Consider the following 18736-nt stretch of genomic DNA (forward strand, 5'->3'; position numbering starts at 1 on the left):
TGGCGCGGTGCACCAAGGACACATGGCTAAGAAAATGCTTATCGATGCCACCCACGCGGAGGAAACCCGCGTTGTGGTGGTCGACGGAAACAAGGTTGAGGAATTTGACTTTGAATCCGAAAACAAACGCCAGCTTGCTGGCAACATCTATCTTGCAAAAGTAACACGGGTTGAGCCGTCGCTGCAGGCGGCATTTGTGGACTACGGCGGGAACCGGCACGGGTTTCTGGCGTTTTCCGAAATACATCCCGACTACTACCAGATCCCCGTCGCTGACCGCGAGGCGCTGATGGAGGAAGAGCGCGCCTATGCCGAGGCGATGAAGGCGCGGGATGAGGCCGAGGAAACAAAGCCCAAGAAGCGCCGGTCGCGTTCGCGCTCAAAGGCCGCTGACGTCAAGACGGACGATCCGGTTGAGACGCTGGAGGTTTCCTCAGAGCCGACCGGAATGGAAACCATCGATCTGGATGACGGTGAAGAGACGGAGGTGCCCGAAGGGACGTCTCCGATGGAAATCGTTGCCGAGACGCCGGTGGAAGAGCCTGAGGATGCCGCCGAGCCTGTTGCTGAAGAAGCTCCGACCGAAGAAGCCGAGTCCGAAGATGTAGATCAGCAGGCGGAAGCGCCAGAAGAGACTGCTGAGGTAGCGGAAGACGCACCTGTCGAAGCAACTGATACCGACCAAGAAGAACCTTCGAATGAGGTCGAAGCCAAGTCTGACGAAGAAGAGGCGGAAGCTTCTGGTGACGAGCCCGAGGCGGATGGCGAGACAGAAAGCAAAAGCGCTGACGCGGCTTCGAAAGACGATACCATCGAGTCGGTCGCAGACGAAGACGATAGCGAGGATATCCGTCCTCCGCGCAAGCCACGCCCGCGCCGCTACAAGATTCAGGAAGTTATCAAGGTGCGTCAGGTCCTGCTGGTGCAGGTGGTCAAGGAAGAGCGCGGCAACAAGGGTGCGGCACTTACCACGTATCTGTCTTTGGCGGGTCGGTACTGCGTACTGATGCCCAATACCGCACGGGGCGGCGGAATTAGCCGCAAGATCACCAATGCCGCTGACCGGAAGAAACTGAAAGACATTGCCGCTGAAATCGACGTGCCCACGGGCGCGGGTCTGATCGTGCGCACGGCCGGAGCCAAACGGACAAAATCAGAGATCAAGCGCGACTATGAATACCTGCAACGACTGTGGGAGCAGATCCGCGAGCTGACGTTGCAATCCATTGCGCCTGCGAAAATTTATGAAGAAGGCGACCTAATCAAACGCTCGATCCGCGACTTGTATAATCGCGACATCGATGAGGTTCTGGTTGAAGGCGAGGGCGGGTATCGCATCGCCAAAGACTTCATGAAGATGATCATGCCGTCGCACGCCAAGAACGTGAAGCGATACGAAGACGCGCTGCCGCTATTCGCGCGATATCAGGTGGAAAGCTATCTGGCCGGGATGTTCAACCCGACGGTTCAGCTGAAATCCGGTGGCTATATCGTGATCGGGGTGACCGAAGCACTGGTGGCGATCGATGTGAACTCGGGTCGGGCGACCAAAGAAGGTTCGATCGAGGAAACCGCGTTGAAGACCAATCTGGAGGCCGCCGAAGAAGTGGCGCGCCAATTGCGTCTGCGCGATCTGGCCGGTCTGATCGTGATCGATTTCATCGATATGGACGAGCGCAAAAACAACTCGGCCGTTGAGAAGCGACTGAAGGACAAGCTGAAAACGGATCGTGCCCGTATTCAGGTGGGCCGGATTTCGGGCTTTGGACTGCTCGAAATGAGCCGTCAGCGTCTGCGTCCTGGAATGCTTGAGGCGACGACCCAGCCATGCCCGTCTTGCCATGGCACCGGCCTGATCCGGTCGGACGACAATATGGCACTGTCAATCCTTCGCCAGATTGAAGAGGAAGGCACTCGCCGCCGTTCGCGTGAGGTATTGGTGCGTTGCCCGGTTAGCATCGCCAACTTCCTGATGAACCAGAAACGCGAACACATCGCGCAGATCGAAGCGCGGTATGGTTTGTCGGTTCGGATCGAAGGGGACGTTCATTTGGTCAGTCCCGACTTCTCGATGGAGAAGTTCAAGACCGCTAGCCGCGTTGTTCCTGAAGCAACTGCGCCGGTGGTATCGGTTGATGCGTCGCTGATGGATATGGTCGACGCCACGGATGAGGACGAAAACGAAGAAGAAACTGCGGTTCAGAGCGAGGAAGAGACCAAGCCCAAGCGTAAACGGCGTCGGCGCCGGCGCAAGAAGAGTTCGGGCAATGGTGACGCGCCGGATGGCAATGCAGACGAGTCTGACGCAGACAGTGTAACCGACTCGAGCAACGAAGCTGAGAGCGTCGATACCAAGCAGACCGAGGCTGAGCCTGTTGCTGAGGAAGATGCTGAGAAAGCGGCCAAACCGAAAAAGCGCCGGGCACCGCGTCGACGCAAAAAGGATACTGAGGCCACAGTCGAAGCAAGCGAGACGCAGACCGAAGCGGATAATGCGAACTCCGATCCGCAGAAAGAGCCGGTCAATGCTGAGGCCGCCGAGGCTGAACAGCAAGAGCCAGCCGATGAGTCTGAAAGCATCGAACCAGCCGCTGAGCCAGATAGCGCTGATGCACCATCAGAGCTTGAGATCGCCGAAGCAACGTCGGCTTCTGAAGTCGCTGAAGAAGTGCCAGAGGAACCTGCTGAAGCGCCTGAACTGGTTGCCGAAGAAGCCGAAGAATCGACCGTGGCAGCAGAACCCGAAGTCATTGAGGCTGCCACCCCAGAGCCGGTCTTGGAGGCAGTGGCAGACGAACCCGAACCCGCGCCGGCCAAGCCAAAGCGCCGAGGGTGGTGGTCATTGGGACAGTAAGAAAAAGGCGGGCCAACTGGCCCGCCTTTTTCATTAGGGTGCGTTCCAAAGAATCCTCAGGCCGATTTTTGGATCACATATATCTGATGACCATCCACTGTGTCTTGCGAGACAAGTGTATGGCCAGATTCGGTACAGAAATGCGGTACGTCGATAATCGCGGCAGGATCATCGGCCAGCACGCGCAGCATACCCCCCGCAGGCAAGGATTTCAGGCGCTTCCGAGCCTTCAAAACAGGCAAGGGGCACAACAATCCCAACGCATCCAGTGTTTCAATCTCATTGGTCATGGGGCTGAGATATTTCTAACGAGCCATACTGTCCAGCGCGCAACCACGAGGATGTGACCGAATGGCCTCGTGACGAAACCCGCGCGATAACTTATGTGCTGAGTCATGTTCGGAATTGAGATCATAGACGCGGGCCTTCTGCCTGCCATGTTTATCGCCATGCTGGGCGGGTTGATAAGTTTTCTGTCTCCCTGCGTGCTGCCGATTGTGCCACCGTACCTCGCGTATATGAGCGGTGTGACTATCAACGAGATGCAGGATGAGGCGCGCGCGCGGCGCAAGGCGACCCTGGCGGCACTGTTTTTTGTTCTGGGTCTGTCGACCGTGTTCCTGCTGCTAGGCTTTACAGCCTCGGTCTTTGGGGCGTTTGTTCTTCAGAATCAGGTGCTTTTCGCCAAACTCTCGGGCGCTGTCGTCATTGTCTTTGGCCTGCACTTTCTGAACGTGTTCCGTATTCCTTTGTTGGATCGTGAGGCACGCGTTGATACGGGTGACTCCAGCGGATCTGTGTTCGGGGCATATATTCTGGGACTGGCCTTCGCCTTCGGTTGGACGCCGTGTATCGGCCCACAATTAGGTGCAATCTTGTCGCTGGCCGCCTCCGAAGCATCAGTAACGCGTGGCACCGTATTGCTTGGCGTATATGCGGCAGGCCTGGGCATTCCATTCTTGCTGGCTGCGATGTTCCTGAACCGCTCGATGGCGGTTATGAACCGCATCAAACCGCATATGGGCACAATCGAGAAGGTGATGGGCGGGCTGCTGCTTTTTGTCGGCATCATGCTTGTCACCGGTTTGTTCACCGAATTCAGCTGGTGGCTGCTGGAAACATTTCCGGCTTTGGCAAACCTCGGTTAACCCTCTGGCTTTAAACGCGGATGGATAGACGCCAGGTCTTACCTTGGCGTCAACGCTGCGCTAATCTTTGGCGCAGAGGGCCGGGTAATGAGCAGTCAGCAATCCAATCCGCAGGTGCGCAAACGCCGGGTGTTTTACATTCCCGGCTACGACCCGATTCATCCGCGCCGATATCGAGAGCTCTACCGCAAAGAGGGGGGCGCCCAGGCTGAGATATCGGGATACCAGATCGATATTAGCGCTAGGACGGGCGAAGGTCCCTACGGCTGGCAGGTGACTTCTCAGCAGGACGGCAGTCCTGTTGATGCAGATGTTCAGGTTCTGGTCTGGTCCGATATCGTGCGTGACAGCATGGCTCAATCGATCCCGGCAACCTATCTGCAACTGGCGAGAACCGCCTGGATATATATCTCGACCGGTACGCTTTGGCGGCTGATGCAGCTGCGCAAGGGGCCCGTAATTGCGGCGCTATACCCGGTGGCAATGCTGCTGCTACAGCTTTTTGCATCGTTGTTGATTGCTTGGGGTTTAGTCTCTGTATTGAAACCACTCGTTGGGTGGTGGTCTTTGGTACCTGCTGCCGGGGTAATCTATGCTCTGATGCAATGGTTCCGAAAGATCGATAATCGACTGTTCGCTTATTACCTCATGCATGACTATGCCCACTCGGCGAAGCTATACGGCGCGTACTCGCAAGATCTGCAATCGAGGCTGCGGGAGTTTTCTGACCTGATCACCGAGACGCTGGACACAGACACCGATGAGGTGCTGGTCGTGGGTCACAGCTCTGGCGCCCATCTTGGTGTGTCAGTGTTGGCAGATGTTTTACGACGACGGGGCGGTGTACAGGATAAGCCAGTCTTATCCTTTCTGACCTTGGGGCAGGTGGTGCCAATGGTTTCGTTTCTACCGCAGGCACACACGCTTCGCGCTGATCTTAAATATCTGTCCGAACGCGCGGATATGACTTGGATCGATGTCTCTGCACCAGGGGATGGCTGCGCGTTTGCGTTGTGCGATCCGGTCGCGGTCAGCGGCGTCGCTGGCCCCAAAAAATGCGGGCCGCTGGTTCTTTCTGCGGCCTTCACCCAAACACTGTCCCCTGCGCGATGGCAGCAATTGCGTTGGCGCTTTTTTCGCCTGCACTTTCAATATCTTTGTGCGTTCGATCAACCTGGACTTTATGACTATTTCCGCATCACCGCAGGTCCTGAAACATTGAAACAGCGGTTTGAAAGGCGCGCGCCATCACGATCGCGCATTGAGCGGGCAGTTTCGAAATACATCGCGGTGGAAGCATGATGCCCCCAAAGCCCGAAGCACGACCAGATAAGGTCTCGCTGTGGCGGTATCTACGTCTGTTTCGGCAAGACTTGCTGTCTGCTCAGCCCCAGCGTCTATATCGAGCGTGGATGGCTGAATTCCGAACGCCGTTCTTTCGCTCGTATTTAGTCAACCAACCCGATCTGATCCGTGCAGTTCTGAAAGAGCGCCCGGATGCGTTTCCAAAATCAAATCGCATCAGCGAAGGCTTACGCCCCTTATTGGGCCGGTCCGTGTTCCTGACCAATGGCGAAGTCTGGAAACGGCAGCGCAGGATCATTGATCCCGCCTTTGAAGGCGGACGTTTGAAAGACACGTTTCCCGCAATGTTAAATGCGGCGCAGGCTTGTGCGGATCGGCTTTCTGGCAGGGTTGGGCAGAAGGTGGAATGTGAAGAAATCACAAGCCATGTCGCGGCGGATGTGATTTTCCGCACCCTGTTTTCGGTTCCCATCGAACATGAGGTTGCCGCGCAGGTCTTCGATAAATTCAGAATCTATCAGCGCGAACAGCCCTTGCTGAACCTGGCCGCATTCGTTCCGGTTCCAAGCTGGATGCCCCGATTTCATTCTCGCAAAACTCGCCAAACCGCCAGCGAGATTCGGGATCTGATCAGCCGATTGACGGATGCACGCGCTATAGCAATCGAAAACGGGTCGGCCCCCGATGATCTGGCCACCAAGATCATGACGACAACAGATCCGGAAACCGGAGACCGGTTTGATGCGCAGGAAATGGTCGATCAGGTCGCCATCTTCTTTTTGGCGGGGCATGAAACCAGCGCGTCTGCACTGGCTTGGACGCTCTATCTGATGGCGATGTATCCGGACTGGCAGGAAAAGCTGGCTGAGGAAGCGAAAGCTCTGGACATGCCCGAGTTTTCAACCATGTCCCAACTAAAACTTAGCCGCGATGTGTTTCGTGAAGCTTTGCGCCTGTATCCACCAGTTCCAATGATGGTGCGCGAGGCGACATGTCCTGAACGCTTCCGTGATCGGGATATTTCGCAGGGTTCTCAGATCGTTGTAAGCCCCTGGCACTTACATCGGCACGAAAGGCTTTGGGACCGGCCGGACGATTTCGACCCCACGCGATGGACGACGGAAAACGGAAAGAAATGCCAGCGCGAGGCCTATATTCCCTTTTCGGCTGGCACCCGGGTCTGCACGGGCGCAGGGTTCGCGATGGTAGAAGGTCCTTTGATCTTATCGATGCTCTTGCGTCGTTACCGATTCGAAACAATACCAGACGAAACGCCGGTACCGGTCGCGCATTTGACCGTCAGATCGAAAGACGGAATTTGGTTGCGCTTGGTTGAGCGCTAACAAACTACCATCGCTCTTCGGCATGCTGTATGCGGATTGAAAATGCGGAATCATATTGAACGGGATTGAGTTATGTCGAAAGCAGAACAGCGCGCGCAGATGTCCGAAGGCGCAGGATTTATCGCAGCACTGGACCAAAGCGGCGGTTCAACCCCCAAAGCGCTGGCTTTGTATGGTGTTGAAGCATCGGACTACGGATCAGACGAAGAGATGTTCGGCGAGATTCAGAAGATGCGCGCGCGGATTATTCTGGCTGACGATTTCACCAAGGATAAAGTGATTGGCGCGATCCTGTTCGAACGGACCTTGGGCGAAGAAATCGACGGCAAGAAGGTCGCGGATTATCTGTGGTCCGAAAAAGGCATCGTGCCGTTTCTGAAAATCGACAAGGGACTTGAGGATCAGGCCAACGGTGTTCAGATGATGAAGCCAATTCCGGGGCTGGCTGAAACGCTGTCCAAGGCGGATGGGGTTTTTGGCACCAAGGAACGTTCAGTTATCCACGAAGCCAATGCTCAGGGCATTGCCGACGTTGTCGCGCAGCAGTTCCAGGTCGCACGCGTGGTCACTGATGCGGGAATGGTCCCAATTGTCGAGCCTGAGGTAAACATCCACTCGGAAACCAAGGCCGAAGCTGAGGACATTCTGAAATCAGAAATTCTGAAGAACCTGGATCAATTGGTCGAGGGTCAGGAAGTGATGCTGAAGCTGACGATCCCCAGCCAGGCCAACCTGTATGATGAGGTGGCGGATCACCCGCGCGTCCTGCGTGTTGTGGCGCTTTCCGGCGGATACTCGACCGAGCAGGCCTGCGACCTGCTTGGCCAAAACAGCAAGATGATCGCGTCGTTTTCGCGCGCACTGACCGAAGGGCTGTCCAAGCAGCAATCAGACGCGGAATTCAATGCAGCGCTCGGCGGGAATATCGACAATATCTTCCGCGCCTCGGTCTGATAGTGGGGTAATCTATTCGGGCTTGATGAAATCGCGGCGCAATTGCGCCGCTTTTTCGCGCATGACACATCCGTTGGCGTGATCATTGATCAACCCCATGGCCTGCATAAAGGCAAAGATCGTGGTGGGGCCTACGAATTTCCAACCGCGTTTTTTCAGATCTTTCGACATCGCAATGGATTCTGCCGACGTGGAAGCGCTTTGCGGGGCGGGTGGCGCCGTAGGCTCGTACCTCCAGACATAAGCGGCCAATGATCCTTCGGAAGCGATTAGGTCCTGCACGCGGCAGGCATTGTTGATAACGGCTTCAATCTTACCGCGGTGTCGCACGATGCCTTTATCGTCCAGAAGTCGATTGATATCTGCATCAGAAAATTCTGCTATCTTGTTGAAATCAAAATTTCTAAACGCTGCCCTGAAGTTCTCGCGTTTTGACAGAATGGTGCGCCAACTCAAGCCTGACTGAAAGCTCTCGAGGCAGAGTTTCTCAAACAGTCGTCTGTCATCGGAAACCGGATATCCCCATTCGTTATCATGATAGTCAAAGAATTCGGGGGCGGCGTTGCACCACGAACACCGAGGTTTTCCATCTGGGCCCGTTGCCAAATCGTTCATGAATGTACCCTTTTTGTTCTCCGCGAGGATAAGCGACGCGATTGTTTGAAATCAAGTACTCAATCGGTTTGACGATACCAATTCAGAATGAAGACACGAATGGCCGAAGCCAGTCCGGTTTCCGGGTCTCGCTCTGCATCAATATTTGCCGCCAGGACATTGATTGGGATATCTTTTTTCCGCGCGATGTCACGAAAGGCTTGCCAGAACTCATCCTCAAGCGAAACGGATGTTCGATGACCTTGCAAGGTCAGGGAGCGTTTGACAGGACGTCCACTCATTCGTCGACCTTGTGACCGTCAAGGTCCCGGCGCTGCCGGTCTTGCTGCAGCTTTACAACGGTCCTGTCGGCTTTGGATTGCCCGTGTTTCGCAGCGTTTGCATCCGCGCGAGCCTTTTTTTCAGCCCGCGCTTTTTCTTTTCGAAACCGGTTCAGGTTAACCGGTTTACCCATCAGTCCTTGGGTCCAATCATATGCTCGGGCCGCACAACCGCATCAAACGTCGCCTCATCCACAAAGCCCAACGCAATCGCTTCTTCCTTAAGTGTTGTGCCGTTCTTGTGCGCTGTTTTGGCGACGGTCGTGGCGTTGTCATACCCGATTGTCGGTGCCAGAGCAGTCACCAGCATCAGGGATTCCTTCATCAGCTTGTCGATGCGTGGCTCGTTGGCTTTGATGCCCAACAGCATCCGCTCGGTAAAGCTGTCGGCTGCATCGCCGAGCAGCTGGATCGACTGCAGCAGATTATAGGACATCATCGGGTTGTAGACGTTCAACTGGAAATGGCCCTGCGAGCCTGCAAACTTCATTGCTGCGTCGTTGCCCATCACATGTGCGGCCACCTGAGTCAGCGCCTCGGCCTGTGTCGGGTTCACCTTGCCTGGCATGATGGACGAACCGGGCTCGTTTTCGGGCAGAATAAGCTCACCCAATCCTGAGCGGGGCCCCGAACCCAACAGACGGATATCGTTGGCAATTTTGTAGCAGGAACCGGCGATCGTGGCCAACGCGCCCGACAGGAAGACCATGGCATCATGTGCGGCCAGCGCTTCGAATTTGTTCGGCGCGGTCACAAAGGGCAGGCCGGTGATATCGGCCATATTCTTGGCGACAGCCTCATCCCAGCCGCCATGCGTGTTCAAACCGGTACCCACAGCAGTACCGCCTTGAGCCAGTTCATAGATACCGGGCATTGCAGCTTCTACACGCGCAATGCCCTGACGAATTTGATGCGCATACCCGCCGAATTCCTGTTCCAACGTCAACGGCGTGGCATCCTGCGTATGGGTGCGGCCGATCTTGATGATACCGGCAAACTCTTTTGCCTTGGCTTCCAGCGCCGAGGCGAACTTCTCAAGCCCGGGCATCAACACATCGCGCACACTCATCGCTGTGGCGATGTGCATCGCGGTGGGGAAAGTATCGTTCGAGGATTGACCCATATTGCAGTGATCATTCGGGTGAACGGGATCTTTCGAGCCAATCTCGCCACCCATAATCTCAATCGCGCGGTTCGCAATGACCTCGTTCGAGTTCATATTGGATTGCGTGCCCGAGCCGGTTTGCCATACGACCAGAGGAAAGTTGTCGTCAAACTTGCCTTCGAACACTTCACCGGCCGCTTGTATGATCGCGTCGGCGATCTTGGCGTCCAGCTTGCCGATGGCTTTGTTTTCAATTGCACAGGCCTTTTTGATCACACCCAGCGCGCGCACGATGGCGACGGGCTGCTTTTCCCAGCCGATGGGGAAGTTCATGATCGAACGCTGCGTTTGCGCGCCCCAGTACTTATCGGCAGGCACCTCAAGCGGGCCAAAGCTGTCGGATTCAGTGCGGGTTTGAGACATCGGTCGCTCCGGTCTGGTATGCAGTCGTATGCCGTTTACCCGCAGCAAGGCTGTGGCGCAATCGGCCAGTTGAGCGCACCTTAAACTTGGGCCGCGCAAAGGTATAGACGCGGCACAGCTACAAATAATTTCTGTTAGCGAAAACAGTGCCATTGTACGTCGGCGGGCTAAAGTTAAGATGGGACAATAACCCTGACGGAGGCAACCATGCGCGTGTCACTTCTCAAAAGCCCTTTGTATACGCTTGCGTTATTGTTTGTCGCGAGTTTTTGGCTGGCAGTATTTGTGCAACACGCTCAGGCGACGGGAATCGAGCCGTTCGTGGGCGACTATACCGGTTCGGCCGACGTTGTTGATGCGGATGGTACGGCGACCCCTCGGGATATGAGCGTTTCAATTCAGGAAATCAAAGGGGGCTTCAACGTGAGTTGGACCACCACGACTTACAAAGCCGACGGTCGCATCAAGGATGAGAAATACTCGGTTGATTTTCAAAGCTCGGATCGGCCCGATGTTTATTCTGCGGCCATGAAGCGTAATGTGTTTGGCCACGAGGTGCCGCTTGACCCGATGAAAGGGGAACCCTTTGTTTGGGGGCGGATCGAAGGAGATACTCTGACGGTGTTTTCGTTGTTCATAGCCGAAAACGGTGGCTATGAGCTTCAGCAATTTGACCGGACACTAGCTGATGGCGGGCTCGAGCTGTCATTTTCCCGGTTTCGCGATGGGGTTAAGTCGCGCTCGGTCGAGACATTCCTTCAAAAAGAATAAACCCCGCATCAAGCGGGATTTTCTGGTCATTTCCGGAAGCTGTCCAGCGAGACCACATCCGCATCATGCTGCGGTTCTGCCTCTTCGGCCTCAAGCTCAATCGGGGCCTCTTCCGTCACATGGATCTCTTCGTCCTCGTCTTCCGGGCTTTCAAAGCGCAAGCCAAACTCAACCGAAGGATCCACGAAGGTTTTGATCGCCAGATAGGGGATGTAAAGCGGTTCCGGCGCATCCCCGAAATTCAGCGTAATCGAAAAGCCATCGTCACCGACTTCGAGGTTTTCGAACCAGTGCTGCATGACAATCGTCATCTCGCCTGGATAGCGCTCACGCAGCCAATCGGCCAACTCAACGCCCTCATGCCGTGTATCAAAAGTGATAAAGAAATGATGCGAACCGGGCAGGCCGGTTTCGGACACGTCGGTCAGGACGGTCTTGATCAGGCCTCGCATGGCCGTGTGCATCAGATTCCCGTAGTCGATGTCTTGCGACATGGTTGATCCTCGAAAGTGGTTAATCCCAGCATAGTTCATTCGGACGGAAACGAAAGGCTGTGCTGGGCTGTATTGATTACAAAATCTGCATGCCTAGTCCGGCCAGAACCATGATACCAAGTGTGGTTGCTAAACCGGATTTCATACGGAAAATCAACAGGCCAGCCAGAACGGTCAGCACAAGTGCGCTGAATTCAAGCGACGAAGGGTCGGGTAGGGGGAGAGAAACTGGTCCCCAATGCCACCCCGGAATTGAGGTGAACAAGACGTTTAGCCCGAACCACACGGAGAGGTTGAGAATCACTCCGACGACCGCAGCTGTGATTCCGTGCATCGCGGCCCCAAGACGCGGACGCTCGGCGATTCTGTCCAGATGCGGGGCTGCAAGAAAAATCCACAGAAAACACGGTACAAACGTCGCCCATAAAGCGACAATGCCCGCCGCAAACGCCAGCGAGGCGCCTCCGGCAATCTGACCGCTAAGCATGGCCACAAACTGAGTCACCAGAATCAGTGGCCCAGGCGTGGTTTCGGCCAAACCTAGCGCGTCGATCATCTGGTCCGTGCTGATCCATTGGTAGGTTTCGACCACGGTCTGGGTCATATAGGCCAGCACCGCATAGGCACCGCCAAAAGTTACAACCGCAAGGCGGGCAAAGAACCAGCCCAGATCGCTGAGCAGTTCCTGGCCGCTCAAAGACAGCACAAACAAAGGCCCCAGCCAAAGGATAAGCCAGAAAACCGCTGTGCGAACAGGATTGGCAAGTGTTGGGCTGGCTTGAACGGCAAAGCGCATGTCGTCTTTCGAAGTCACGAATCCCCAAACGGCAGCGCACAGTATGATTAGCGGGAAGGGCAGGTTGAAGACAAAGATCCCCAAAAAGGCTAGGCCCGCGATAACCCGGTGCTCGACGTCTGTAAGCGCTTTCCTCGATAGGTTCCGTAATGCTTGCAGGACGATGATGATCACCGTGGCCTTGATGCCCAAGAATCCGGCTTGAACCAAAGGCAATGTACCATAGGCCGCATAAAGCAAAACCAGCAGCGCGATCACCAGAGCACCCGGTAGTACAAACAAACTGCCTGCGATTAACCCACCGGCCACTCCGCGCAGCCGCCATCCTGCATAAGTGGCAAGCTGCATGGCCTCGGGACCCGGCAACAGCATGCATAAGGAAAGCGCGCGCAGATAGGTCTGTTCGTCCAGCCAGGGGCGCCTTTCAACCAGCTCCTGATGCATCAGCGAGATCTGGGCGGCGGGGCCGCCGAAGGACAGCAGCCCGATGCGCCCAAACACCCTGATCAACTCTTGATATGAAGGGGTCATCTGCCGTGACCCGCGGGCCAGTCATGCGTCTCGCCAGACCCATCGCGCGCCCAGCGATAGAGAGCATCATAGATATGCAATCCAGCCTGCAATTGCTGCTGGTCATCCCGATACTGGCGCGACAAGCCGACCGAAAGGGCGAGCAATCCGGCAGCCTCAGGCGCCAGATCGTGCTTGTTTGTATCGGCTGCACGTATGATCGTGGCCATGCGGTCCAAGGGCTCTGATCGAAGCTTGAAGTCATCCAGCATCGTGTCAAAGGTGCAATTGTCGCCGCGATGGCTCCAATCAGTTCCTTCAACATCAAAGGGTGTGGCGCCGAAGTGCTCGGCAACCCCCTGAATTTCATCCGGTGCTACAAACAGGAACCGAGCGCGCCTGTCGACAAACCTGCGGATCAGCCAGGGGCACGCGATGCGATCAATCTTGGGGCGGTGCCGCGTCACCCAGACCGTGTTGCCTTTTGCAACTGCAGGAAGGGCAGGCACAGGCACGACCATTGCGCCCGGCATAGCGCGCCAGGCGAACATTCCACCTTCCAGAAATTCTGCCACCACCCCTTCAGCCTGCAGCCATGAAACAACGCCCTGACTCAGCTTTTTGCCTTTCTGGCAAATTACTACGCAAGAATGATCGCCGGTATGATTTCTTATGCCATCAACATTTTGATATGGCATTCGGAATGCGCCGGGTATGAGGGAGGGATCATCGTCGAAATCCCCATCTGTTCGCACATCAAACAGGATAGGAGCCTGAGGCGTACCGATCAGGCGCAAGAGTTGTCGGGGTGTAATTGCATTGGGGGCAGCCATTGCATGTTTCCTTATTGCTTTGGATACATGCGAACTTGGGCTGCCGCCTCACGGGGTGTTCGCAAGCTTACCCCTTGATCCTCTGCTAGCGCGCAAATGCGGGATGGGTCAAGCTTGCGGTCAAGTTTATCAGGCCCAGTCCAACCTTTGCCCGGTCATGCAAACCGGAAGGGTATCCTGTGGGAACTGCCCCAGTTGTTCAAAAAGTGTAATGAAATCAAACTGATTATAGGCCTCGACCATCTTGTCCCCTTTGAAGCGCGCCATGACTTGTCCGGTAACTTCAAGCGGGGCACCGTTATCGGCCCGGAAGGTGCGGACATGCAGAATACCAGAGACCCAATCACCATTTTCGATGATCTTCGGCAGTTCGACTGTGATCTCGCCCAGAACATGACGAAACGCCATGACCAGATCGCGAAAGTCGTCCGCGCCAACCTGCATTTCGGGTATCAACCCTTCGGCCATCGTATCCGGGGCAAAAAACTGATCGATTGCATCGGTATTGCCTTGTTCCCAGACCTCTGAATACCATGCCCTAAGCCTGTCAGAATTCGTCATCTCAGCCCTCCTGTCGCTTGTTCAGGAAGATGGATCAGAGAAATGAATAAACCCTGAATCCCTGGTGAGTTATGGGCATGGAGCAGACATAATCGGTAAAATGCAGGTTTCTGTTGCCAGGTACCTGCGAACCCCGCCTTACGCGGCTAGGCGCAAGGGCTTAAGTTTCGGTCTTGCTACTGCTTACGCAGCAACTGCAACCGGAGCACGATTGTCGTTTGCAATTGTACTAGTTTCGCCGGTAACGGTGGCAGACAGCCGAGACAAAGCTAACCCCTTTAGACGTTCGTCGATCCTATTTCGGCCCCATGATCCTCAAACGAAGGATGTTGGTGGAGCCGCCGGGTACCGCCCCCGGGTCCGATCCGCTTATTACGAGCGCGTTTATGTCCATAGTCCCGAAGGACCCCTCATATATAGGTTAGGACGTGGTCGGATGCAAACCCGGAATGCTAAGGTTGACTTATATAAAATTCAATAAGTTAAGCAGCTCTGTTCATGTTGGCGATAATAAGCCAAAGGGCCAGAACAAGCTCGATTCCACCAAAAGTCAGCGCCTTGACGAACGGGGGATTATCCAGCGCCAAAGACACAAACCGACCCAACGCCGCCCCTGCATAAACAACGCCCAGCATGGCATATGCCATCGGTGTGTTGAGCCAGAGAACCACGGCACCTGTCACCACGAACAACCCGCCAACCGAGGCTCGCATCTCACTAAGTCCCATGGTGCTTTTGGTGGGGGCTAGGTCCAGCGCGTTGGCTGTGTAGGCCGGGGCCAGAAATCCGAACAAACCAAAGCCGACGGTCAGCAAGGCGGCAATCACGTTAAGGGTTGCGATCATGGACTTTTTCCCTTTCTGCTCTGCTCGCAGAGTCTAGCGCAGCACTATGTAAAGAAAAGCATCTAAATCGCTGACCACAAGCCTATAACTCCGACCGCGATCAGGCTGAGAGCCCAGACAAGTTCCAGATTGAACCAGCTGCGTGACAGAAATTGAAGGCCCAGCCAGCGATAGACGGCGAAGGCCAAAATGCCTCCGCCAAGGATCATGGCGGCTGTGTGAAGTGCAGCGACCGTCAGTACGAGCAGGCCATTGCTCGCCATGATCTGAGAGACTGCGATCTGGCCCGTTTCCAGCTCGTCTGATCCACACAATCCAAGATAAATCGGAACCAACATCAACGCCGCGCCGTGTGCCAGCGCAACGAGGAACGACCAAAGTGCCAATTTGCTTGGCGGTACGCGCGACAACATCCGGGGATGCCGGCGTGTTATGGCGATGTAAACACCCATTGTGATCACAATCAGCGCAGCGCCGATACGAATTTCGCGTTGATATTCAACCAGAACTGCCATCATAGCAAATGGCAGTAGGACCCCCAGCATGGCGACGAAATGACCACCAGCCAGGGCGGTCAATGCGCGCCACAAAGCTGATGGCCGTTGTTCCATCAACGCCGAAGATACCGCAAGCGGCCAGCCCATTCCGGGATTCAGGCCATGATAAGCGCCGCTAAGCACAACGGCCAGCCAGAGACCAGCCGTTGATGTCATCAGAGTCTCCAACTCAGACCGATGGGTAGCAGAAACTATCGGTTGAACAGTCTCCACCCTCAAGCCGGATTTGGTGGGCCCGATATCCGTCGGGGAAGTCGACCCAGAACTTCGGATCCAATGTCAGGCCCCCGTTCTCGCCAACATCCGCCTTGACCATCGCAGCCCCGCGTTCACCGGGATAGAACTGATCATCCCATGTGGAATACAGCGAATTGGTCCAATATACCCGCTTTCCGTCGCGGCTGATTTCAACCATCTGCGGCCCGTAACCAAAGTCTTGCCCGTTGGGATGTTTTGTTTTCTTGACGATCCCCCCGATCTCGACTTTGCCCGCAAGGGTCGGGTTCATGGGATCAGAGACATCGTATTGATGCATCTCACCCGTGCCCCAACAGGCCACATAAAGGTATTTATCGTCCAAGCTGAGATCGATATCCGTGACCAGTGGCGGAACGGCAGAGAAGCCTTTCAGCAATTCAGGCAAGTCATCTGGATCAGCGGGCTGCGGATCGATCGTGATAGTCTTCTTGGCCTCGAAGGTGCCATCATCATTACGCCACCAAGTAAAGATCGCGCCCTGCAGGTTGGTCGTGTCAACCACCACACCACAGAACCCATATTGTTTGACCGGATCGTGAGCGGGCCGGATTTCCAGGGCCATCTGGTGATTTTCACCTAGATCGATGGTCTGAATATTGGTCCGGCTGCGTAGGTTCCAGAAATGGATGCTGTGCCCGTATTTGTTCGAAAGCAGATCCTCGGCCACGATGCCGTTTTCGAATTGCGGAGGCAGTCCCCATTCCGAACTGACCATATAGTCGCGTGGCAGGTTCCACCAGAAATCGTAGTGTTTGTCTTGGATACCTCGCTCGATCTCGTAGCGCCCAATGATCTCGAAGCTCTCGCAATCCATGATGAAAATGCCCGGTGGGCCGTCCGTGCCGTCTTCGCCACCGCCTCCAAGCGTGCTCACGTAGATCCCCTCCGGTCCGCAATGGATCGTGTGCGGGCGGGAATATCCAGTTTTTGCAAAGACTTCTTCGGGTTCGATGATCTTGTGTATCTTGGCCTCAAGCGGGTTCTTTACGTCGATAATGTAGATCCGGCTGGATCGTATGCCAGGAACAATGAGGTAGCGGCGTTCCAGAAACGCATGGCCACTAAGCGGTGACAGCGCAGAGGAACAAGCGTTCCACCCGAAATGGTGAAACTCATCGCCTTTTTCTGGCATGATCACCTGATGAACAATTTTTCCGTAATCATCCGAAGTCGGATCCACGTTCACGACGGCCAAACCGTCTGGTTGGGAAAAATCAGGGCTTAGCATCAACGTGAATGCAAGCGTTTCAGTGGGGCCCTCCATCGCCAGTTTGGCTGATGGGTAAAAGGTTGGGTCCGGTCTTTGGTTCATAACGTCCTCCCGTAAGTCATTGATCTTCAATTCATGTTGGAAGTTCCGGTCTTAACGCCGGATGTCATGCTGCCTGCTCGGGCACCTCGCCGTCCTTCGTTCCTTTTTGCCTGTGGTCAGGCGGGTTTGCGTCGTCTTTCGGCCACGTCCTGCGCCAGTTGCCGTGTGTAGGCCTCAAGTTTGATCAATGCTGCATCGACCGAGCCGGCATCACGCGCTTCTAGTGCGTCTGTGATGTCACTGTGGAGGGCGATGATCTCTTCGCGGGATCGGGCCGTGAACGTAATCATGTTCATCAGAGGTTGCATAGCCTCGACCGCGCCGGCCAATTGGTAGGACAGAACGGGGTTGCCCGCGCCATCCACAAGCGCGCGATGAAAGGCGACGTCGGACGCGCAGAAAGCCTCATCTGTGAGACCTGGTTGCGCCTGACGAAAAATCTCGGCCCGCATGGTGGCAAGTTGATCCGCGGTACGACGTTGTGCCGACAAAGCAGCGCATGCACGTTCGAGCGCATAACGCGCTTCGCATGCGGTGTCGAAACTGACTGCGTTCATCGACAGCAGCAGTGTCGAGGTTGTGACTTGTTGGGAATAGGCGTCCTCAAAACTCAGTCGGTTAACAAACGCACCACCCGATGCCCCGCGTTGCGTGCGGATAAGGGACTGCGCTGCCAGACGTTTCAATGCTTCGCGAACCGTAGGCCGTGATACTTTGAACTGATCGGCCAACTCAGATTCTGAGGGCAGACGCTCATCTACGATCAGCCGACCCGAGATAATTGCGTCCCGGATCGCCTGAGCAATTTGAGCGGACAGATCTGCAGTACTCTGAGGGTCGATTTTCATGGTTGTTTTCGGCGATGCGTAATTTTTATTTGTCTGACATTTAAAAGTCTGACATTTGAAAAGCAAGAGAGTTGAGTCGGGAGGAGCAAGTGAGTCGCTCAATTTTCCGCAGCGCGCTTTGGTTGGGCTTCTACATCACGATCCTTTGGTCGTGGTGGATGATGGTCTCGATGAGCCGCGATATGGACGTGGACTGGATCGGTCGACCCGGACCGATGGGTCAGGCGATGGCGGCCATGGATCCGCGTATGGACATGTATATGCCCATGGCCGAGTTCGGCCCACTTTTCTGGATGTGGGCGATCATGATGGCGGCCATGATGCTGCCGACTTTGGTGCCCACGTTGCGCAGTTATGATGATCTGATCCGCAGCGCGAACGGTACGCGGGCAGGGTGGCTGGGCGTTCTATCCGGATACTTCATAGTTTGGGTGGGCTTTGCTGCGCTGATCACTGGCCTGCAATTGGCGCTGCTGTTTGGCGGCGCGGTTGATATGTTGGGAGTCGCCAAATCGCCATATCTGGCCGCCGGCCTGTTGATCGCCGTGGGTGCCTTTCAGTTTTCTCGGGCGAAAGAAGTCTGCCACGGTGTTTGCCATGCACCGATGACGTATTTTCTGGGCCACTGGAAAACCGGATTCGGCGGCGGTGTACGCATGGGCGTTGGACTGGGTGCGTTCTGTGTCGGTTGCTGCTGGGGCTTCATGGCGTTGGGCTTTGTCGGCGGCGTCATGAGCCTGCTCTGGATGGGGCTGGCGACCCTGTTCATGGTATTGGAAAAACTTCCCCAGATCGGGCACGCCGTGACCCGTCCTATGGGATTCGTCTTGATTGCGGGTGGTTTTGCACTGCTCGCTCATCACATTGTTTACGGAGGATAAGTC

General features: G+C 55.4%; 20 protein-coding genes and 1 other RNA gene. 7 read left to right on the forward strand and 14 right to left on the reverse strand.

Translation table 11 applies throughout. The features are described 5' to 3' along the window. Nucleotides 1-22: 22 nt before the first annotated feature. Nucleotides 23-2854, forward strand: coding sequence for an Rne/Rng family ribonuclease (locus ACR0BT_RS02020; RefSeq protein WP_480762428.1), 2832 nt, complete (start codon nt 23-25; stop codon nt 2852-2854). 56 nt (nt 2855-2910) lie between these two features. Here the strand turns inward: ACR0BT_RS02020 and ACR0BT_RS02025 are convergent, their stop codons facing one another. After that, on the reverse strand, nt 2911-3144 hold the full coding sequence (locus ACR0BT_RS02025) for a sulfurtransferase TusA family protein (RefSeq protein WP_170393161.1): 234 nt from the start codon (nt 3142-3144) through the stop codon (nt 2911-2913). Between the two features lie 105 nt (nt 3145-3249). Between ACR0BT_RS02025 and ACR0BT_RS02030 the strand changes: the two genes are divergently transcribed. The 4 genes from ACR0BT_RS02030 to ACR0BT_RS02045 all read left to right on the forward strand — a co-directional run bounded on the left by ACR0BT_RS02030 (nt 3250) and on the right by ACR0BT_RS02045 (nt 7604). Next, the gene (locus ACR0BT_RS02030) at nt 3250-4002 is read left to right on the forward strand and encodes a cytochrome c biogenesis CcdA family protein (protein WP_170393160.1); all 753 of its coding nucleotides are present in this window, start codon (nt 3250-3252) and stop codon (nt 4000-4002) included. A gap of 87 nt (nt 4003-4089) precedes the next feature. Continuing rightward, nucleotides 4090-5304, forward strand: a complete 1215-nt coding sequence (locus ACR0BT_RS02035) for a hypothetical protein (protein WP_480762429.1) — start codon at nt 4090-4092, stop codon at nt 5302-5304. Further along, nucleotides 5301-6650, forward strand: coding sequence for a cytochrome P450 (locus ACR0BT_RS02040; RefSeq protein ID WP_480762430.1), 1350 nt, complete (start codon nt 5301-5303; stop codon nt 6648-6650). Before ACR0BT_RS02035 ends, ACR0BT_RS02040 begins: the two co-directional genes overlap by 4 nt. Nucleotides 6651-6722: 72 nt before the next feature. Continuing rightward, entirely contained in the window at nt 6723-7604 is an 882-nt protein-coding gene (locus ACR0BT_RS02045) for a fructose bisphosphate aldolase (RefSeq protein WP_480601606.1), read from the forward strand. 12 nt (nt 7605-7616) lie between these two features. On the opposite strand, the gene ACR0BT_RS02050 is transcribed toward ACR0BT_RS02045, so the two are convergent. Genes ACR0BT_RS02050 through fumC form a run of 4 tightly spaced genes read right to left on the reverse strand, consistent with a single transcriptional unit; the run spans nt 7617 to nt 10067 of the window. After that, complete coding sequence (locus tag ACR0BT_RS02050) at nt 7617-8219, reverse strand: DNA-3-methyladenine glycosylase I (protein ID WP_480762432.1); 603 nt, start codon at nt 8217-8219, stop codon at nt 7617-7619. A gap of 59 nt (nt 8220-8278) precedes the next feature. Further along, the gene (locus ACR0BT_RS02055; RefSeq protein ID WP_170405591.1) at nt 8279-8500 is read right to left on the reverse strand and encodes a ribbon-helix-helix domain-containing protein; all 222 of its coding nucleotides are present in this window, start codon (nt 8498-8500) and stop codon (nt 8279-8281) included. Next, complete coding sequence (locus tag ACR0BT_RS02060; RefSeq protein ID WP_170393154.1) at nt 8497-8673, reverse strand: DUF4169 family protein; 177 nt, start codon at nt 8671-8673, stop codon at nt 8497-8499. Before ACR0BT_RS02060 ends, ACR0BT_RS02055 begins: the two co-directional genes overlap by 4 nt. Next, nucleotides 8673-10067, reverse strand: a complete 1395-nt coding sequence (gene fumC, locus ACR0BT_RS02065; protein ID WP_170510046.1) for a class II fumarate hydratase — start codon at nt 10065-10067, stop codon at nt 8673-8675. Before fumC ends, ACR0BT_RS02060 begins: the two co-directional genes overlap by 1 nt. 207 nt (nt 10068-10274) lie before the next feature. Here fumC and ACR0BT_RS02070 point away from each other — a divergent pair, with 207 nt between their 5' ends. After that, a complete protein-coding gene (locus ACR0BT_RS02070) occupies nt 10275-10838 on the forward strand; it encodes a hypothetical protein (RefSeq protein ID WP_480762434.1) in 564 nt (187 codons plus the stop codon). A 26-nt stretch (nt 10839-10864) separates the two neighbouring features. Here the strand turns inward: ACR0BT_RS02070 and ACR0BT_RS02075 are convergent, their stop codons facing one another. From ACR0BT_RS02075 to ACR0BT_RS02115, 9 genes are all read right to left on the reverse strand, one after another. Next, entirely contained in the window at nt 10865-11332 is a 468-nt protein-coding gene (locus ACR0BT_RS02075) for an SspB family protein (protein WP_170393151.1), read from the reverse strand. Nucleotides 11333-11408: 76 nt separating this feature from the next. Next, a complete protein-coding gene (gene chrA, locus ACR0BT_RS02080) occupies nt 11409-12659 on the reverse strand; it encodes a chromate efflux transporter (RefSeq protein WP_480762435.1) in 1251 nt (416 codons plus the stop codon). Beyond that, complete coding sequence (locus ACR0BT_RS02085) at nt 12656-13471, reverse strand: chromate resistance protein ChrB domain-containing protein (RefSeq protein ID WP_480762436.1); 816 nt, start codon at nt 13469-13471, stop codon at nt 12656-12658. The genes chrA and ACR0BT_RS02085 overlap by 4 nt, the downstream gene beginning before the upstream one ends. A 129-nt stretch (nt 13472-13600) precedes the next feature. Then, on the reverse strand, nt 13601-14032 hold the full coding sequence (locus tag ACR0BT_RS02090) for an ester cyclase (protein WP_170393148.1): 432 nt from the start codon (nt 14030-14032) through the stop codon (nt 13601-13603). 99 nt (nt 14033-14131) lie between these two features. Beyond that, nucleotides 14132-14478, reverse strand: a transfer-messenger RNA (tmRNA) gene (ssrA, locus tag ACR0BT_RS02095). 36 nt (nt 14479-14514) lie between these two features. Beyond that, nucleotides 14515-14877 (reverse strand): DUF4345 family protein, encoded by a 363-nt coding sequence (locus ACR0BT_RS02100; protein WP_170421482.1) that lies wholly within the window; start codon nt 14875-14877, stop codon nt 14515-14517. 62 nt (nt 14878-14939) lie between these two features. Beyond that, nucleotides 14940-15590, reverse strand: a complete 651-nt coding sequence (locus ACR0BT_RS02105) for a hypothetical protein (RefSeq protein ID WP_170421484.1) — start codon at nt 15588-15590, stop codon at nt 14940-14942. A gap of 13 nt (nt 15591-15603) precedes the next feature. Next, a complete protein-coding gene (locus ACR0BT_RS02110) occupies nt 15604-17004 on the reverse strand; it encodes a selenium-binding protein SBP56-related protein (RefSeq protein ID WP_170393145.1) in 1401 nt (466 codons plus the stop codon). A gap of 116 nt (nt 17005-17120) precedes the next feature. Continuing rightward, complete coding sequence (locus ACR0BT_RS02115) at nt 17121-17852, reverse strand: GntR family transcriptional regulator (RefSeq protein WP_170421487.1); 732 nt, start codon at nt 17850-17852, stop codon at nt 17121-17123. A gap of 89 nt (nt 17853-17941) precedes the next feature. Here ACR0BT_RS02115 and ACR0BT_RS02120 point away from each other — a divergent pair, with 89 nt between their 5' ends. Continuing rightward, complete coding sequence (locus ACR0BT_RS02120) at nt 17942-18733, forward strand: DUF2182 domain-containing protein (RefSeq protein WP_480762437.1); 792 nt, start codon at nt 17942-17944, stop codon at nt 18731-18733. Nucleotides 18734-18736: the final 3 nt, after the last annotated feature.

The sequence above is a fragment of the Ruegeria sp. CJ6 genome (assembly GCF_056536665.1).

What these genes read in the sequence shown, in the direction of transcription:
- ACR0BT_RS02110 (WP_170393145.1), bottom strand. Translation starts at nt 17,004, where the DNA reads ATGAACCAAAGACCGGACCCAACCTTTTACCCATCAGCCAAACTGGCG.
- ACR0BT_RS02040 (WP_480762430.1), top strand. Translation starts at nt 5,301, where the DNA reads ATGATGCCCCCAAAGCCCGAAGCACGACCAGATAAGGTCTCGCTGTGG.
- ACR0BT_RS02085 (WP_480762436.1), bottom strand. Translation starts at nt 13,471, where the DNA reads ATGGCTGCCCCCAATGCAATTACACCCCGACAACTCTTGCGCCTGATC.
- ACR0BT_RS02075 (WP_170393151.1), bottom strand. Translation starts at nt 11,332, where the DNA reads ATGTCGCAAGACATCGACTACGGGAATCTGATGCACACGGCCATGCGA.
- ACR0BT_RS02060 (WP_170393154.1), bottom strand. Translation starts at nt 8,673, where the DNA reads ATGGGTAAACCGGTTAACCTGAACCGGTTTCGAAAAGAAAAAGCGCGG.
- ACR0BT_RS02100 (WP_170421482.1), bottom strand. Translation starts at nt 14,877, where the DNA reads ATGATCGCAACCCTTAACGTGATTGCCGCCTTGCTGACCGTCGGCTTT.
- ACR0BT_RS02020 (WP_480762428.1), top strand. Translation starts at nt 23, where the DNA reads ATGGCTAAGAAAATGCTTATCGATGCCACCCACGCGGAGGAAACCCGC.
- chrA (WP_480762435.1), bottom strand. Translation starts at nt 12,659, where the DNA reads ATGACCCCTTCATATCAAGAGTTGATCAGGGTGTTTGGGCGCATCGGG.
- ACR0BT_RS02025 (WP_170393161.1), bottom strand. Translation starts at nt 3,144, where the DNA reads ATGACCAATGAGATTGAAACACTGGATGCGTTGGGATTGTTGTGCCCC.
- ACR0BT_RS02070 (WP_480762434.1), top strand. Translation starts at nt 10,275, where the DNA reads ATGCGCGTGTCACTTCTCAAAAGCCCTTTGTATACGCTTGCGTTATTG.
- ACR0BT_RS02035 (WP_480762429.1), top strand. Translation starts at nt 4,090, where the DNA reads ATGAGCAGTCAGCAATCCAATCCGCAGGTGCGCAAACGCCGGGTGTTT.
- ACR0BT_RS02105 (WP_170421484.1), bottom strand. Translation starts at nt 15,590, where the DNA reads ATGACATCAACGGCTGGTCTCTGGCTGGCCGTTGTGCTTAGCGGCGCT.
- ACR0BT_RS02090 (WP_170393148.1), bottom strand. Translation starts at nt 14,032, where the DNA reads ATGACGAATTCTGACAGGCTTAGGGCATGGTATTCAGAGGTCTGGGAA.
- ACR0BT_RS02115 (WP_170421487.1), bottom strand. Translation starts at nt 17,852, where the DNA reads ATGAAAATCGACCCTCAGAGTACTGCAGATCTGTCCGCTCAAATTGCT.
- ACR0BT_RS02030 (WP_170393160.1), top strand. Translation starts at nt 3,250, where the DNA reads ATGTTCGGAATTGAGATCATAGACGCGGGCCTTCTGCCTGCCATGTTT.
- ACR0BT_RS02055 (WP_170405591.1), bottom strand. Translation starts at nt 8,500, where the DNA reads ATGAGTGGACGTCCTGTCAAACGCTCCCTGACCTTGCAAGGTCATCGA.
- ACR0BT_RS02050 (WP_480762432.1), bottom strand. Translation starts at nt 8,219, where the DNA reads ATGAACGATTTGGCAACGGGCCCAGATGGAAAACCTCGGTGTTCGTGG.
- fumC (WP_170510046.1), bottom strand. Translation starts at nt 10,067, where the DNA reads ATGTCTCAAACCCGCACTGAATCCGACAGCTTTGGCCCGCTTGAGGTG.
- ACR0BT_RS02045 (WP_480601606.1), top strand. Translation starts at nt 6,723, where the DNA reads ATGTCGAAAGCAGAACAGCGCGCGCAGATGTCCGAAGGCGCAGGATTT.